The following is a 13,427-nucleotide window of genomic DNA, read 5'->3' on the forward strand; positions in this document are numbered from 1 at the left end:
TGCGCGGCGAGGAGCCGGAGCAGCGTGTCGGCGGTGCGGTTCTGGCGCACGAGCCCCGACTCCCAGCGGCCGACGGCCTTCGTGGTGACTCCCAGCAAGCGTGCGAGATCCGACTGCGTGAGCGCAAGCGCTAGCCGGGCCTCGCGAATCTGAGCCGCCAGCAGCAGCCCGTCGCGCGCCTGCTCGATTGCGACCGCCTGGCGGAACAGCTCATCCGAACGAGTCCCCGGCAGCAGGCTTTCGCCGCAGATCGTGCAGTGTTCGTACATGAAGCCCGGCGCGACCATGGTCGGCTCTTCGCCCTCCGGACCGAGGTCGATGGGGCGATCGGTGAGCTCGATGCCCAGAGCACCACAGATGGGGCACGTCCTCGGGTCTTCTGTCATGCCCACTGCCTCCTCCTAGTGCGCATCGCCGTCACGGCAGAAGGACATCACAACGAACCCTGTGCCCTCGTGCCCCTCAGTGAACTTCACGTAAAGCCGCCCCGATGAGCGTCTCGGCCGATAGATGTCCAGCCATGCATTCGGCCTCTGCCGGTGCGCTTGGGACTTGTGGAAGTCGCCGCACGCCAATCCGAAGATGACATCAATGACGTCGGCATCCGTCCAACCCTTGAGGCGAAGGTGCTGGTCGACTCTCCCGGTGAACCGATACTCGCCGTTTGCGAACGCTGCCTTCACCGCGCACAGATCGTAGTGCGGCTCGCTCTTCTCGATGGACTCGTCCGACGGCACACCTGTCCCCTCTCTTGGAGCGAGAGGGGCTCGCTCGGCGAAATAGTACCTCGGGTACTATTTGGAGTCAAGGCGCAGGTCGCGAGGCGCCCTACTCCTCGCCCGCTTTGCGGCCGTACGGCCCGCGGCCCTCGGCGGCGATGAAGCCGGTCTCGGCAACGAGTTCGGGGTGCGCGGCGAGGAGCCGGAGCAGCGTGTCAGCGGTGCGGTTCTGGCGCACGAGCCCGGACTCCCAGCGGCCGACCGCAGCGGATGTGACTCCCAAGAGCCGCCCGAGGTCCGCCTGCGTGACACCCAGGGCCAGCCGCGCCTCGCGGATTTCGGCAGCCGCCAGCAGCCCGTCGCGCTCCTGCTCGATTGCGACGGCCATCCGATCGAGCTCGTCGCACCGCGACCCCGGCAGTATGTCTTCGCCGCATAAGGTGCAGTGGCGGTACATGAAGCCTGGTGAGACCATCGTCGGCTCTTCGCCCTCGGGACTTAAGTCGAGGGGTCGGTCTGTGAGCTCGATGCCGATACCGCCACATACCGGGCATCGGGTGAGTTGTTCCTGTTGTGCCATCGGCCCGCTTGCCTCCTAATGCGCCTCGCCGTCGCCGCAGAACGAGAGGACCAGGAAGCCCTCGATCTCTGCGTCGTACGTGAACTTGACGTAGAGACGCCCGTGGCAGGTTACCGGTCGGTACACGCCGCCTTCACCACGCGCAAGTCGTAGTGCGGCTCGGACTTCTCAATGGACCCGCCTGCAGACAAACTGCTCCCCTCTCATCGTGCGAGAGGGGCTCGCAAAGCGAAATACTACTTTGGATTGGTTTTCGCGTCAAGCGGTCGTCGCGCTCAGCCCTACCCGCGCACGACCGAGCGATAGACGTCGATCGTCGCCCGGGCGGCGGCGTCCCAGGTGAGCTCGGCGGCGCGCGCGCGTCCGGCGGCGATGAGGCGTTCGCGCAGTTCGTCGTCGGCGAGAACGCGCTCGAGCGCGGTTGCCAGCGCCAGGTCGTCGCCTGCGGGGTGCAGCAGCGCGGCCTCCCCCACGACCTCGGGCAACGATGCCGCGTGGGCCACCACGACGGGTGCGCCCAGCGCCATCGCCTCGAGCGGCGGCAGGCCGAAGCCCTCGTAACGCGAGGGGAAGGCGAACGCGCGGGCGCCGGCGTACAGCGCGCGGAGCTCGGCGTCGGTCACGCGACCGGTGAAGGCGATACGCGAGCGCACTGCAGCCGGCTCGTCCGGCAGCGTCGCGGCGATGAATCCGGGAGCGTCGGCGCCGACGAGCAGAAGCTGCAGTTCCGGATGCGCCGCCTCCAGACGGGCGAACGCGCGCAGGAGCGTCGGCAGGTCTTTGTGCGGCTTGGTCGAGCCCATCGACAACAGGTAGGGCGCGCGGGTCGCCTCAGCGAGCGTGCCGCCAAGGGTCGCCACGGGGCCGGAGGCGAAATCGTCGGCTGAGAGCAGCACGGCGTTCGTCTTGCCTCGAGCAGCCGGCAGCAACCGCTCGACATCGGCGCAGGTGTGAGTGGATGGACACACGATCGCGTCCGCCACTCCAGCAGCCCTCCGGTTGAACGCGCGATAGACCACGCGCCGCCACGGCGATGGCATGCTGCCGTCGACGAGGAGTGGCGTCAGATCGTGAAGCGTCACGACCAGTGGATGCCGGGCTGGCAGCGGCGTGGGAAAGTGCAGGCAGTGCGTGACGTCGGGGGCCACATGCTTGACGATGCGCCCCAGCTCCGCCATTCCTCGCGGCGAGAATGGACCTGCTTCGGCGGCGACCGCATGAAGCCCCGGTGCAGGCGAGTCCTCTCCCGTCGCCATAACGCACACGAGGTCGAGGTCGTCGCGCAGCGCCAGCGCGCGAACGAGCCCGGTCGAGTAGCGACCGACCCCGGTCCACGTGGCCATGCGACAGTCGAGCAGGACGCGCATCGGGCTCCGAACTCACGATACGGCACATGCAAGCGGCGCTAGATTAGCACTGAGTCGCCGTGTAACCTGCACGACAGTATGAACCGCGCGCTGTCGGCGCACCAAGAACGTCTCGAAAGGCCTCGATGACCCTCCAGCCCAGGTTCTCAGTCACCATCCCCGCCTACAACGCCGTGGAGACACTCGCCGAGACGGTCGCCTCGGTCCAGGCTCAGACCTTCACCGCGTGGGAGCTGGTCATCTGCAACGACGGCTCGACCGACGGCACTCTCGAGCTTGCGCACGAGCTGGCGCGCACCGACGAGCGTATCCGGGTGGTCTCGCAGGAGAATCGTGGTACGGGAGGTGCGTACAACACCGCGGTCCGCAACGCCTCGGCCGACCTGCTCGTGTTGCTCTCAGCGGACGACCTCCTCCTGCCCGACCACCTCGCTGCCTACGCTGCGGCCACCGCCGACCATCCTGAGGCCGGCGTCTTCTCCTCCGGCGGCTACTTCGAGTACGAGGACGGCACACGCGTGGAATCTCGCTCGAACACGCGATGGAAGGACCCCTCGGGCTGCACAATCGAAGAGCTGCTGCGCGAGTGCTTCTACGGCATCGGCGCGACGTATCGGCGAGGAGTCTGGGAGGCACAGGGCGGCTTCCAAGAGGGCATCTATGCCGAGGATTACCCGTTCTGGCTGTTCGGCATGGCGCACGGCTACGCCCACCACTACCTCGACCAACCGCTCTCGGTCCACCGTCGCAACTCTGTGCAGAAGTCGGCCGACGCGATTCGCATGCGCGAGGCCGACCTCATCGCCGTCGAGCGCCTCGTCGCGTCGGGGCTGCTCGAAGGCGCGGACCTGGCGGCTGCGCGACGCGCGGTAACCCGCTTCAAGCGAGTGATTCGCGCGCGCAAGGTGCTCAACGCTACACTCGGCGCGGACAGGTCCACGCGGTTGATCGACCGGCTGCGAGGGCGCAAGCCGGTGAGCTCGCGCCGAGACTAGGCAGCAGGGCAACCCCCCGCTACCGCTTCTGGCCGCCCGCGCAGTATCCTGTATCCGCTTCAGCCCCGACTTGAGAGGCACCACACATGCCCGGACTGTTCGAAGGCAAGCGCATTCTCGTCACCGGAGGCACCGGATCACTCGGCCAGGTGCTGACACGTCGGCTCATGTCCGGCGCTGAGGGAACGCCCGAGAGCGTGACGGTGTTCTCCCGCGACGAGGCCAAGCAGCACTACATGCGCCTCGAGTTCATGCACAAGCACGCGGCCACCGACGAAGTCATCTTCGAGAACGCCAAGCAGCGGCTGCGGTTCATGATCGGTGATGTGCGCGACTACGCCAGCGTGGTGCGCGCCGCCCGGGATGCGGACATCGTCTTCGCCGCCGCGGCACTCAAGCAGGTGCCGTCGTGCGAGTACTTCCCGTGGGAAGCCGTCCGTACCAACATCGAGGGTGCGGAAAACCTCGTGCGCGCTATCTCGGAGTTCGACCTTCCCATCGAGACCGTCATGGGCATCACCACCGACAAGGCGTGCAAGCCCGTCAACGTCATGGGCATGACCAAGGCGATTCAGGAGCGCGTCTACATCAACGGCAACGTCCGCGCCCCCAAGACCCGCTTCATCTGCGCTCGCTACGGCAACGTCTTGGCCTCGCGGGGCTCGGTTGTGCCGCTGTTCCTCGACCAGATCGCAGCTGGCGGGCCCGTCACCATCACGACGGCGGACATGACGCGGTTCCTACTGACACTCGAGGACGCCGTCGACACCATCTTCGCGGCCGTCCGCTCGGCGGCCCCGGGCGAGACCTACATCCCCCAGTGCCCCAGCGCGAAGATGACCGACCTGGCGTCATACCTGATCGGCGACCGCGACATCGAGATGGTGATCACGGGAATCCGCCCTGGCGAGAAGATCCACGAGATCCTGCTCTCCGAGGAAGAGGCCACGCGCACAATCGCCGGCCACGAGGGCTACTTCGCACTGCGCCCGATGCTGCCCGAGCTTGCCGGTCCGGTGGACGAGCCTGCGCTCTCGGGCGACTACAGCTCCGAGCACGCGCTGATGGCGCCGCAGGAGTTGGCCGTCTTCCTCGAGGAGCGCATCCCGGACGTCATCGGCGCAGGCTACCTGGAGGCGTAGACCCCAGCTCACGCGCCGCTCATCAGCGCCTCACCGACGGCCTCCGGCGTCACGAGCTCCACGTCGCCCGCGCGCTGCACAAAGCGCTCTACATCGCGACGCACCTCTCGCCAATCAGCGTCCTCGGACAGCCTCTTCCACGCCAAGGACCGCCAGTTGGCTTCGGTCACAACCGGCCCAGCCCATCCACTCTGACGTACCGAGGCCTGCAGATAGGCCAGATTGGGCGAGGGCCACTCGGTGTTGGTTGCGTACCAGACCAGATCATAGACATCGCGTCCCTTGACCCACTCCCGGGTCAGCACCGCCGCTACCTTCCCCGCGAGCAGAGTCGCCCTGTCGTGGTGCGAGACGCGCACCGGGGGGCCGTAATCCCTGGGCACACGAGTGGTTGTCAGCACGGCGCCCGCGGGTGGCTTCGTGTCCACTTCGAGCTTGATGAGCATTGTCTCGTCCGGAAGCGGCGATACGCCCATCTCATGCAGGATTCCCTTGAACCTCACGAATCCCTTTTCAACCACCGTCGTGGTCTTGACCGCCACCTCAACGTCGTACGCCTCCTGCCGCAAGTCATGCGCGATCGAGGTGCCAAGCGTCGAGAAATCAAAGGCCCCATCGGCCGGCTCGTATGAGAAGTCAAGATCCTCAGAGAAGCGCGGCGTCTGATACAGCAACCGCAGCGCCGTACCCCCGTGAAACGCCAGGTAGGAGTGGGCACCGGCATGCTGCATGGCCTCAAGAAGCCGCACCTGCAAGAACTCGCGCACCACATGCCGGGGTGCCACGCCCGGCGAGCGAGACAGCACGAACCGCAGCGAATCCTTCACAGGGTCACCCACCCATCCGCGTCATCGCGTGCCATGTCTCGAATCGTACCGACTGCCCTGATCACCTTGGGGACAGCGAACCGTTCAGTCATCCGCTCCAGCAGCTCAGCGTCGAGCCGGTCCATGTTCTGCAAGCGCAGCTGTCGCAGGTAGGCCGGTGAATCGGACCCTGGGCTGAGGTAGAGCAGATCCAACAGGGCTCGCTCGGGTGTAGCCAGGTACGCGCGACGTCCGGGCGCGATCTCGCGCTCCTCGAATCCCCAGAACCGCGTCGGTCCGACGTGATGGTAGACGTACGTTCCCATTGGCGTTCGATGAGTTCCCGTACGGCCGGTCGTCACCGCAGTCACACCAAAGGGAACGTCAGGAATCATCTCGTAGATATGCAGGGCAGATTCCATGCTCACGAACGAGGGTCTCACCAGTCGATTGGACACCTCGAACGGGTCGGGAGGTCGTACACGGTGAGGAGCGGGCACGACATACAATCCCCGCCTGAGCTTGATCAGCTTCTCGGAGCGTACCCACCGTGACAGCTGGCGCTGAAGCGCCTGTGGGTCTCGCACCCCCGCCAGCAACAGCTCCGTCTCGAACAGGGAGTCGCCACCGATGATTTCGAGAAGCTGATGGTACTTCATGGCGACAATGTAACATATCTGCCTCATTGGCGCTATGTGCTCGGAGGCCGCCGAGTTTCGCATCTACTTGCCGCTATGGCATGTCAAGTTTACATAGCGGTCCGCATCCGCCGCCGAATACCGTCGCGCTATGCGAACAACACGCGCAGCTCGTCCTCGGTGCCCGCGTCGGCTCGCAGCGAGCCAACGGCCAGGTTGACGCGCATGCTGGTCGCGGCGAGATCCATGAGCTCAGCGTCGATCTGATACTGCTTCTCCCGAGACAGCCAGTCCAACACGACCGCCAAGTGCCACAGGGACTGTTTGCCTTGATGAATCGGAACGGGAACCGGACCCGCGCACGAAAGCATCAGCTGCCGGATGTTCTGCCGCGAACAGCCCACCACGTCGGCGATATCCGTGACGCCAACGATGTCTGGCGCGACTTCTATGAGCGCTGATCCCGGAATCGCGGTCACCACATCAGACACGGCGCTCATAACGGCGCCGTGTGCCGAAACAGACTCGCGAGTGAAGTCGAGCGCAACACTTCCGGGACAGCCGATACCGACGAGCGCGTCGTCGCACCCGCCTCCATACAGACGGTCTGCGACATCGTCCGGATCGGTCTCATTGGACGGCAGTGCGAAGCGCAGAGTGAACTCGTACTTGGTCATTCGATGTCCCCTTGATCATCGTCTGCCGGAGCCGCGCAGCCATCCACCTTGCGCCGAATCTGGCGTGCGTGGTCCTCGGGTACTCGCGGCGTCGATGCGATGCTCGTGACGCAGTGTTGTCCGCAGCGGCACGCGGGATTGTCGTGGGGACAATACAGTCTGCCCCATGCATGGGAACTACGACCCGCCTGTTCGACGCGCCAGCCTTTGGACTCGGCGTACCGCAGGGCTTCTTCAATCGGCTTCTTGGGATGCCTGTTGCGCAGCAAACCGGACTACCTTTCGACATCGATCGTATGCTGGTCGTACGAGATTGTCAATCGACAACTTCTGCCTTCCACGGACAGAGCCCTCCTCCATCGGTGTTGCACCCAGCCCGATCGGGATCGCTGTTCGACGGACGCATGCATTCACCAGCGTGCCCCCGCCCTCTTTCCGGAATCCAACCGCTGGCGCCCCAGCGGTATACTGAGCGGCAGCACTTACCCGTTGGCTTGGAGCCCTGATGACCAAGGTCCTCACCCTGCTGGGCACGCGCCCGGAGATCATCCGCCTGTCGCGCGTCATCGACGTGCTGGACCAGTCGTGCGAACACGTGCTCGCGCACACGGGCCAGAACTACGACGACCGCCTCTCCGGCATGTTCTTCCGCGAGATGGCCGTGCGCGAGCCCGACGTCTACATGGGCGTGCGCGGCAGTAGCTTCGCCGATCAGATCGGTCAGATGCTCGCGCGTGCCGAGGAACTGTTCACCGCCGAGAAGCCCGACTCTGTGCTGATCTTAGGCGACACGAACACCGGGCTCGCCGCTTTCGTCGCCAAGCGCATGGGTATCCGCGTGTGTCACATGGAAGCAGGCAACCGCTGCTTCGACGACCGCGTGCCCGAAGAGGTCAACCGTCGCGTCATCGACCACTCCTCCAGCGTGCTCATGCCGTACACGTACCGCAGCGCCGAGAACCTCGTGCGCGAGGGCATCGAGCGCCAGCGCATCTACGTGACCGGAAACCCCATCAAGGAGGTGCTCGACTTCTACGCTCCCCAGGTCGACGCCGCCGATCCATTCACGGAGTTCGGCGTCGAGCCCGGCAAGTACTTCCTGGTCACCGCGCACCGTGCGGAGATGACTGACGATCCCGCGCGGCTCGCCTCGCTCGTGGCCGCTCTCAACGGCGCGGTCGAGAAGTACGGCATGCCGGCGGTAGCCTCACTCCACCCACGCACCGCAGACAAGATGGCCGCGTTCGGTGTGGCCGAGGGCGCCGTCAAGTTCGTCCCGCCGATGGGGTTGTTCGACTTCGTGCGCCTCGAGAAGGAGGCGTTCTGCGTGCTGTCCGACAGCGGCACCGTGCAGGAGGAGTGCTGCATCTTCGGTGTCCCCACCGTCACCATGCGTGACGTGACCGAGCGCCCCGAGACCATCGAGTGCGGCAGCAACCTGCTCGCCGGCGTCGAGGCTGAGCGGATTCTGCCCGCGATAGACCTCGCGGTGCGCTCCCGCGGCACGTGGACCCCGCCGGCCGAGTACCTCGCGAACAACGTCTCCGACATCGTCGCACGCATCGTGCTGGGCATCGCGTGAGCGGGAGTCCCCGCATCCTCGTCGTAGGCGCGAGCGGCATGCTCGGCCACGAGGCGATCCGCGTTCTGGCACCGGACTTCGAAGTGTGGGGGGCGTGCCGGAACCCCGGCGCGCTGCCTGACCTCGGCATCCCCACCGAGCGCCTCCTCGCTGACCTCGACGCGACCGACCGGGCCTGTCCTGCGCGACTGGTGGAGACAGTGCGCCCCGACCTCGTGCTCAACGCCGTCGGCATCGTGAAGCAGCGTGGGGACGCAAAGGCGGCCGTGCCCTCGATCGAAGTGAACAGCTTGTGGCCGCACCTCCTCGCCGAAGCATGCGAGAAGCGCGGCGCACGCATGGTGCACGTGAGTACCGACTGCGTGTTCGCCGGCACCCGCGGAGGCTACACCGAGGCCGACGTGCCCGACGCGTTCGACCTGTATGGTCGCTCAAAGCTCCTGGGCGAAGTCACTGACCGCGACAACACCGTCACGCTCCGGACGTCGATCATCGGCTGGCAGCCGGGTGAGCCGACCGGGCTCGTCGGCTGGTTCGCAGCCCATCGCGACGAGCAGCTCAGGGGTTTCACCCGTGCCGTCTTCAGTGGGCTCACCACTGCAGCGCTCACCCGCGTCATCCGCGATATCGTCATGCCCGACGCCTCACTGAGCGGGCTGTGGCACGTCTCAGCTGAGCCGATCGACAAGTACTCGCTTCTGACGAAGCTGGCTGGGAAGCTCGGCTGGTCGGTGGAGATCGCGCCGTCCGAGGAGTTGGTGATCGACCGCTCGCTCGACAGCACCCGCTTCCGCGAGCGAACCGGCTGGACGCCACCGAGCTGGGACGAGATGCTCGAGGATCTGGCAGCCGAGTACACGCTGTACGGGTAGGCGATCCGCCGTGCGCGTGCTCGTCATCCCCAGCTGGTACCCGAGCGACACGAACCCCACGGCGGGGATCTTCATTCAGCAGCAGGTCCAAGCGCTGTCTGACGCCGGCCTCGACGTCGCGGTCTTGCATGTTGAGCCCGGTGCCGTCGCATTCGAACCGACCACATCGCTTGAGGATGGCGCAACGGTCGTGCGCGCCGGAATCGTCGCGTCGGGAGCGTACGAGCGCTACTTCGGCTACCGCAAGGCAGGGCAGCTCGCGTTCGATGCCCTGCGAGCAGGGTGGGGAGACCCCGACATCGTGCACGTGCAGGCACTGTGGCCCGCGGGGTTGATCGCCCGTGACATCAAGCGCAGCACAGGCATCCCCTTCGTGGTCACCGAGCACTCCGAGGAGTATCTAGCCCACTCGAAGCGGCGGTTGGTGCGCACGCCGGGCATGCTGCCGCTGGTTCTGCGGCCGCTGGCGCGCGAGGCGTCGGCCTACATCGCCGTCAGCCGCTTCTTGGCCGACCGGCTGGTCGAGCTCGGGCTGACGAAGAACCCCGTTGTGATTCCGAATGTGGTGCCGGATTGTCAGGCTCAGCCGACGGTTTTTGAGGCGCCCCACGTCATCGCCCACGTGTCCGTGATGGGGCCGGCGAAGAACCTCGACTCACTACTGCGCGCTACCGACATTTTGCGTCGCGAACGAGACGACTTCATCGTAAGCCTCGCAGGCGATGGTGAGTGTCGCGAGGAGCTCATGAAGCTGTCCGAAGAACTGGGCTTGGGAGGCATGGTCGAGTTCCCGGGACGCATACCCCCCGATGGCATCCCGGAGCTGCTGGGCCGTTCGGCCTTCGCGGTGCTCAGCAGCTCCCACGAGACGTTCTCGGTCTGGGCAGCTGAATCCATCATGTGCGGACGTCCCGTGGTATCGACGCGCTGCGGCGGGCCAGAGGAGTTCGTGACCCCCGAGGTCGGGCGGCTCGTTGCAGCGGACAGCGATGAGGCGCTCGCCGAGGGGCTGGGCTGGATGCTCGACCACTTCGGCGAGTTTGATCCGGCGGCGCTACACGGCTACGCGCGCGAGCGGTTCGCTCCGGATGCAGTGGCGGCACGCATCGCCAGCATCTATGCTTCGATTCTTCGCCCCTGAGTCGGATTACCCGTTGCCCGTGCGGGCGCTATGCTGCTTCCAGCGCCAGTACGATCCCAAGAAACGAGACAGCATGAGTTTCACCCAGCGAATCAAAGACTCCCTTCCCGCCGAGCTCAAGCGTCGGGTCAGGATGTCGCGCCACCGTGATGCGCAGAACCTCTACGGCGCGTTGCTCTCGCTGAGCCCGGACATCGAGACGATCTTCGATGTCGGTGCCAACGTCGGCAACCTGTCTTTGGCGTTCCTTCGCTGGTTCCCGAAGGCAACGGTTCACGGTTTCGAGCCGGCAACCGAGATGTTCACCCAGATGAATGCCCGCATCGAAGACGCCGGGTTCTCTGACCGGTTCAAAGGGCATCAAATCGGCTTCTTCGACAAGGCTACACAAGCGGATCTGCATCTTGCGTCGCAGCACGGTGCAAACTCCCTGATGGACATCGGCGAGGCCTACCACGCAGCCAACCCGCATATCGAGTCATCGGCAACCGAGTCGATCAAGCTCGTGCGCATGGACGACTTCGTACGCGACGCCGGAATCAAGCATATCGATCTGGTCAAGATCGACGTCGAGGGCGTCGAGCACGAGGTGCTGCTTGGAGGACGCGAGACGTTCCTGACCATGGTCGACACCGTGATCATGGAGATGTCGTTCGTCAGGCACGAGCGTTCAGAGGGCAACTACATCCAGCTCTTTCAGGCGATGCACGAGCTGGGGTTCGCGCCGAGCTACCTGTTCGATATCGAGCAGGGACCCACGGGGGTACCGTGGCGCCTGAGCCAAGTGGACTGCGTGTTCAGGAAGTACTGAGCCCGGCCCCGGTCCCGCTACCGCGAGCCACCCTGGTCGGCGAAGATACCGTTCACGCCGTTGGACCACACGAGCGGGTAGTTCTGCGCACCAAGGTACTCGACAATCTCGCTGCCGCTCCACGCGACCTCGACAAGCACGAGTCTAGGCCTATGGCGTACCCAGTCGTTGCTCTTGAGCACAGCGAGATCCAGCCCTTCGGTGTCCACCGAGAGGAAATCGATCGCCCGCTCGCCCACATGCTCGTCCAACACGTCACTCAGCGGTTCGACGGCGACGCTGACCTCCTCGGCAAGTCGGGCCCCGGGATGCGCAAGATTGTCCTTCACTGCACCCGGATCGAAGGTCGACAGGGTTGCCGGTTCCATCAGATAGAAGGTCAGCGTCCCAACCTTCGACGCAATGCCTATGTTGAGATTGACATCCTCCGGCCGCTGTCGCTTGAGTTCATCGCACAGCGCGGTGTTTGGCTCGATGTTGACTCCACGCCACCCCCGCCGATAGAAGCGCTGCGTGTTGCTCAACTCAGACGGGTCGTTAGCGCCTACGTCGACATACACTCCGTCCCGGGGGCTTCCGAGAATCGCATCGATCACGAGGTCCTCGCCGAACTGACTGAATGAACCCACGGACTCATCGACGAACGGTGGCACTGAGTCCTCCGCCTTGCGACCCGAGAGCTTCTTGGCCAGATCCCAAAGCGCGGGCGGGGTGACTCGATTGATTACTCTCAGCGGTCGCACGTCTTTGAACCTCGCTATTCCTGTCCGCTTGGGGCGCTTGTCCCGATGCGCTTCACGACCTTTGCAGCGACTGACCTGTAGAGTCCGAAATCCTCACGAGTGGGAACGAGCATCTGGCGAATGGTCACGTCTGCCGCCCTCGGCATCAGCCACAGGTACCCGAGCAGGGCGCTGCTGTATGACAGGGTCGACCCCCAAGCGGCGCCTGCTGGTCCCATGACCGGTATGAGCGTCACATAGAGTACCGCGCTGAACACCATCATCATCACGGCGAGGATCGATGTCACGCCGGGTCGTCCGAGTTGGCCGACGAAGAACTGACCATAAGGTTGGCACACGGCGTAGACGACCACGCCCGGCAGCAAGATGCCCAAGTACCAGATGGCATCGGTGAACTCAGCACCGTAGATGGTAGGTACGAGCAGGAAGGCAAGCCCGAACAGGGCGATACCGGCGAGGGCATTCAGCACAAGGAGCGCACGTGAGGTCAACGTCGTGAGCCGTACCGCGTCATGGCGCTCGGCTCCGGTGATCGAACTGAAGACCGCGCTCGCGACCGGGCTACTGAGCAGCCACAGTTTCTCGGCGAGGTTGGTCGCGACGCTGTAGACGCCGACGGCCGAGGGGCCGGCGTAGTAGTTGAGGAAGAATACGTCGGCCCTGAGGAAGAACATCGTACTAGCCTGCCCAGCGTAGGCCTTGGCTGCGTACGGTGTTGCCGCCTTCGTGATCTCAACAATGCGCCGTGGCGAGAACGAGAAGCGCGCGCGGTAGACCGCCAGTGAGAGGATGGCGCTCAGTGTGCTTGCGATGCTCAGCGCAACGACCACGGCCGTAGAACTATCCGGCACGAGCAAGCTCGCCATCACGACTGCGGCCAGATTGAGTGTTGCGAACGCGGACTGAACGCCGGCGAAGGCCACCGCACGTCCGTGCCCGATGAAAAGCGCGCCCAGAAACGCGAACACGTAATACGTGGGCAAGGTGATCACAACGACGGCGAGGTCCAGCGTGGTGAGCCCCTGAAGAATCGACCCCAGGAGCGCATCGCGAAAGAGCCAGACGACCGCGCCGACGACAGCCCCGAGCACGAGCGACCAAACAACTGCAGCTGTGACCAGGTCTCGGGCAGAGTAGTGGTTCTTACCCGCCATGAAGCCAAGTGCCGGACCAAGGCCGAACGAGGCAACCCCTAGGCCTAACGACGGAATGGCCGCGACGATTGCGAGCACGCCCTTGCCCTCAGCACCAAGCAGTCGCGCCACAAGAATCGTGGACGCAAGTCCGATGACCAACATGTAGACTTGACCACCGAAGCCGATGACTGACTTGCGAGCTATGCCCACGAGTCACA

At 64.8% G+C, this 13,427-nt stretch carries 16 protein-coding genes; 6 read left to right on the forward strand and 10 right to left on the reverse strand.

Annotation, left to right across the window (positions count from 1 at the left end; genetic code table 11):
• From U1E26_00020 to U1E26_00035, 4 genes are all read right to left on the reverse strand, one after another.
• On the reverse strand, window positions 1–386 hold a 386-nt coding region (locus U1E26_00020), incomplete at its 3' end, for a type II toxin-antitoxin system MqsA family antitoxin (protein MDZ4168025.1).
• Window positions 387–401: 15 nt separating this feature from the next.
• Window positions 402–737: a type II toxin-antitoxin system MqsR family toxin gene (locus U1E26_00025; GenBank protein ID MDZ4168026.1), complete on the reverse strand. Its 336-nt coding sequence runs from the start codon at window positions 735–737 to the stop codon at window positions 402–404.
• Between the two features lie 91 nt (window positions 738–828).
• The gene (locus tag U1E26_00030) at window positions 829–1,299 is read right to left on the reverse strand and encodes a type II toxin-antitoxin system MqsA family antitoxin (GenBank protein MDZ4168027.1); all 471 of its coding nucleotides are present in this window, start codon (window positions 1,297–1,299) and stop codon (window positions 829–831) included.
• A 281-nt stretch (window positions 1,300–1,580) separates the two neighbouring features.
• A complete protein-coding gene (locus U1E26_00035; GenBank protein MDZ4168028.1) occupies window positions 1,581–2,666 on the reverse strand; it encodes a glycosyltransferase family 1 protein in 1,086 nt (361 codons plus the stop codon).
• Window positions 2,667–2,791: 125 nt separating this feature from the next.
• Here U1E26_00035 and U1E26_00040 point away from each other — a divergent pair, with 125 nt between their 5' ends.
• Together U1E26_00040 and U1E26_00045 are read left to right on the forward strand one after the other, a co-directional pair.
• Window positions 2,792–3,661: a glycosyltransferase family A protein gene (locus U1E26_00040; protein ID MDZ4168029.1), complete on the forward strand. Its 870-nt coding sequence runs from the start codon at window positions 2,792–2,794 to the stop codon at window positions 3,659–3,661.
• An 86-nt stretch (window positions 3,662–3,747) separates the two neighbouring features.
• Window positions 3,748–4,803: a polysaccharide biosynthesis protein gene (locus U1E26_00045; GenBank protein ID MDZ4168030.1), complete on the forward strand. Its 1,056-nt coding sequence runs from the start codon at window positions 3,748–3,750 to the stop codon at window positions 4,801–4,803.
• Between the two features lie 8 nt (window positions 4,804–4,811).
• Here the strand turns inward: U1E26_00045 and U1E26_00050 are convergent, their stop codons facing one another.
• From U1E26_00050 to U1E26_00065, 4 genes are all read right to left on the reverse strand, one after another.
• Window positions 4,812–5,630, reverse strand: coding sequence for a nucleotidyl transferase AbiEii/AbiGii toxin family protein (locus U1E26_00050; GenBank protein ID MDZ4168031.1), 819 nt, complete (start codon window positions 5,628–5,630; stop codon window positions 4,812–4,814).
• Window positions 5,627–6,268: a hypothetical protein gene (locus U1E26_00055; protein ID MDZ4168032.1), complete on the reverse strand. Its 642-nt coding sequence runs from the start codon at window positions 6,266–6,268 to the stop codon at window positions 5,627–5,629. The genes U1E26_00050 and U1E26_00055 overlap by 4 nt, the downstream gene beginning before the upstream one ends.
• 128 nt (window positions 6,269–6,396) lie before the next feature.
• Entirely contained in the window at window positions 6,397–6,924 is a 528-nt protein-coding gene (locus U1E26_00060; GenBank protein ID MDZ4168033.1) for a DNA-binding protein, read from the reverse strand.
• Window positions 6,921–7,193 (reverse strand): hypothetical protein, encoded by a 273-nt coding sequence (locus tag U1E26_00065; protein ID MDZ4168034.1) that lies wholly within the window; start codon window positions 7,191–7,193, stop codon window positions 6,921–6,923. Before U1E26_00065 ends, U1E26_00060 begins: the two co-directional genes overlap by 4 nt.
• Before the next feature lie 236 nt (window positions 7,194–7,429).
• Between U1E26_00065 and wecB the strand changes: the two genes are divergently transcribed.
• The 4 genes from wecB to U1E26_00085 all read left to right on the forward strand — a co-directional run bounded on the left by wecB (window position 7,430) and on the right by U1E26_00085 (window position 11,330).
• On the forward strand, window positions 7,430–8,506 hold the full coding sequence (gene wecB, locus U1E26_00070; GenBank protein ID MDZ4168035.1) for a UDP-N-acetylglucosamine 2-epimerase (non-hydrolyzing): 1,077 nt from the start codon (window positions 7,430–7,432) through the stop codon (window positions 8,504–8,506).
• A complete protein-coding gene (locus U1E26_00075) occupies window positions 8,503–9,378 on the forward strand; it encodes an SDR family oxidoreductase (GenBank protein MDZ4168036.1) in 876 nt (291 codons plus the stop codon). The genes wecB and U1E26_00075 overlap by 4 nt, the downstream gene beginning before the upstream one ends.
• Window positions 9,379–9,388: 10 nt before the next feature.
• Window positions 9,389–10,519, forward strand: a complete 1,131-nt coding sequence (locus tag U1E26_00080) for a glycosyltransferase (GenBank protein ID MDZ4168037.1) — start codon at window positions 9,389–9,391, stop codon at window positions 10,517–10,519.
• Window positions 10,520–10,592: 73 nt separating this feature from the next.
• Complete coding sequence (locus U1E26_00085) at window positions 10,593–11,330, forward strand: FkbM family methyltransferase (protein ID MDZ4168038.1); 738 nt, start codon at window positions 10,593–10,595, stop codon at window positions 11,328–11,330.
• A gap of 17 nt (window positions 11,331–11,347) precedes the next feature.
• Here U1E26_00085 and U1E26_00090 read toward each other — a convergent pair whose 3' ends face one another.
• Both U1E26_00090 and U1E26_00095 read right to left on the reverse strand, forming a co-directional pair.
• On the reverse strand, window positions 11,348–12,073 hold the full coding sequence (locus U1E26_00090; protein ID MDZ4168039.1) for an FkbM family methyltransferase: 726 nt from the start codon (window positions 12,071–12,073) through the stop codon (window positions 11,348–11,350).
• Between the two features lie 14 nt (window positions 12,074–12,087).
• The gene (locus tag U1E26_00095) at window positions 12,088–13,419 is read right to left on the reverse strand and encodes an oligosaccharide flippase family protein (protein ID MDZ4168040.1); all 1,332 of its coding nucleotides are present in this window, start codon (window positions 13,417–13,419) and stop codon (window positions 12,088–12,090) included.
• Window positions 13,420–13,427 lie beyond the last annotated feature (8 nt).

Source organism: Coriobacteriia bacterium, from assembly GCA_034370385.1.
GTDB lineage: Bacteria > Actinomycetota > Coriobacteriia > Anaerosomatales > PHET01 > JAXMKZ01.

What these genes read in the sequence shown, in the direction of transcription:
- U1E26_00045 (MDZ4168030.1), top strand. Translation starts at nt 3,748, where the DNA reads ATGCCCGGACTGTTCGAAGGCAAGCGCATTCTCGTCACCGGAGGCACC.
- U1E26_00030 (MDZ4168027.1), bottom strand. Translation starts at nt 1,299, where the DNA reads ATGGCACAACAGGAACAACTCACCCGATGCCCGGTATGTGGCGGTATC.
- U1E26_00085 (MDZ4168038.1), top strand. Translation starts at nt 10,593, where the DNA reads ATGAGTTTCACCCAGCGAATCAAAGACTCCCTTCCCGCCGAGCTCAAG.
- U1E26_00040 (MDZ4168029.1), top strand. Translation starts at nt 2,792, where the DNA reads ATGACCCTCCAGCCCAGGTTCTCAGTCACCATCCCCGCCTACAACGCC.
- U1E26_00035 (MDZ4168028.1), bottom strand. Translation starts at nt 2,666, where the DNA reads ATGCGCGTCCTGCTCGACTGTCGCATGGCCACGTGGACCGGGGTCGGT.
- wecB (MDZ4168035.1), top strand. Translation starts at nt 7,430, where the DNA reads ATGACCAAGGTCCTCACCCTGCTGGGCACGCGCCCGGAGATCATCCGC.
- U1E26_00060 (MDZ4168033.1), bottom strand. Translation starts at nt 6,924, where the DNA reads ATGACCAAGTACGAGTTCACTCTGCGCTTCGCACTGCCGTCCAATGAG.
- U1E26_00055 (MDZ4168032.1), bottom strand. Translation starts at nt 6,268, where the DNA reads ATGAAGTACCATCAGCTTCTCGAAATCATCGGTGGCGACTCCCTGTTC.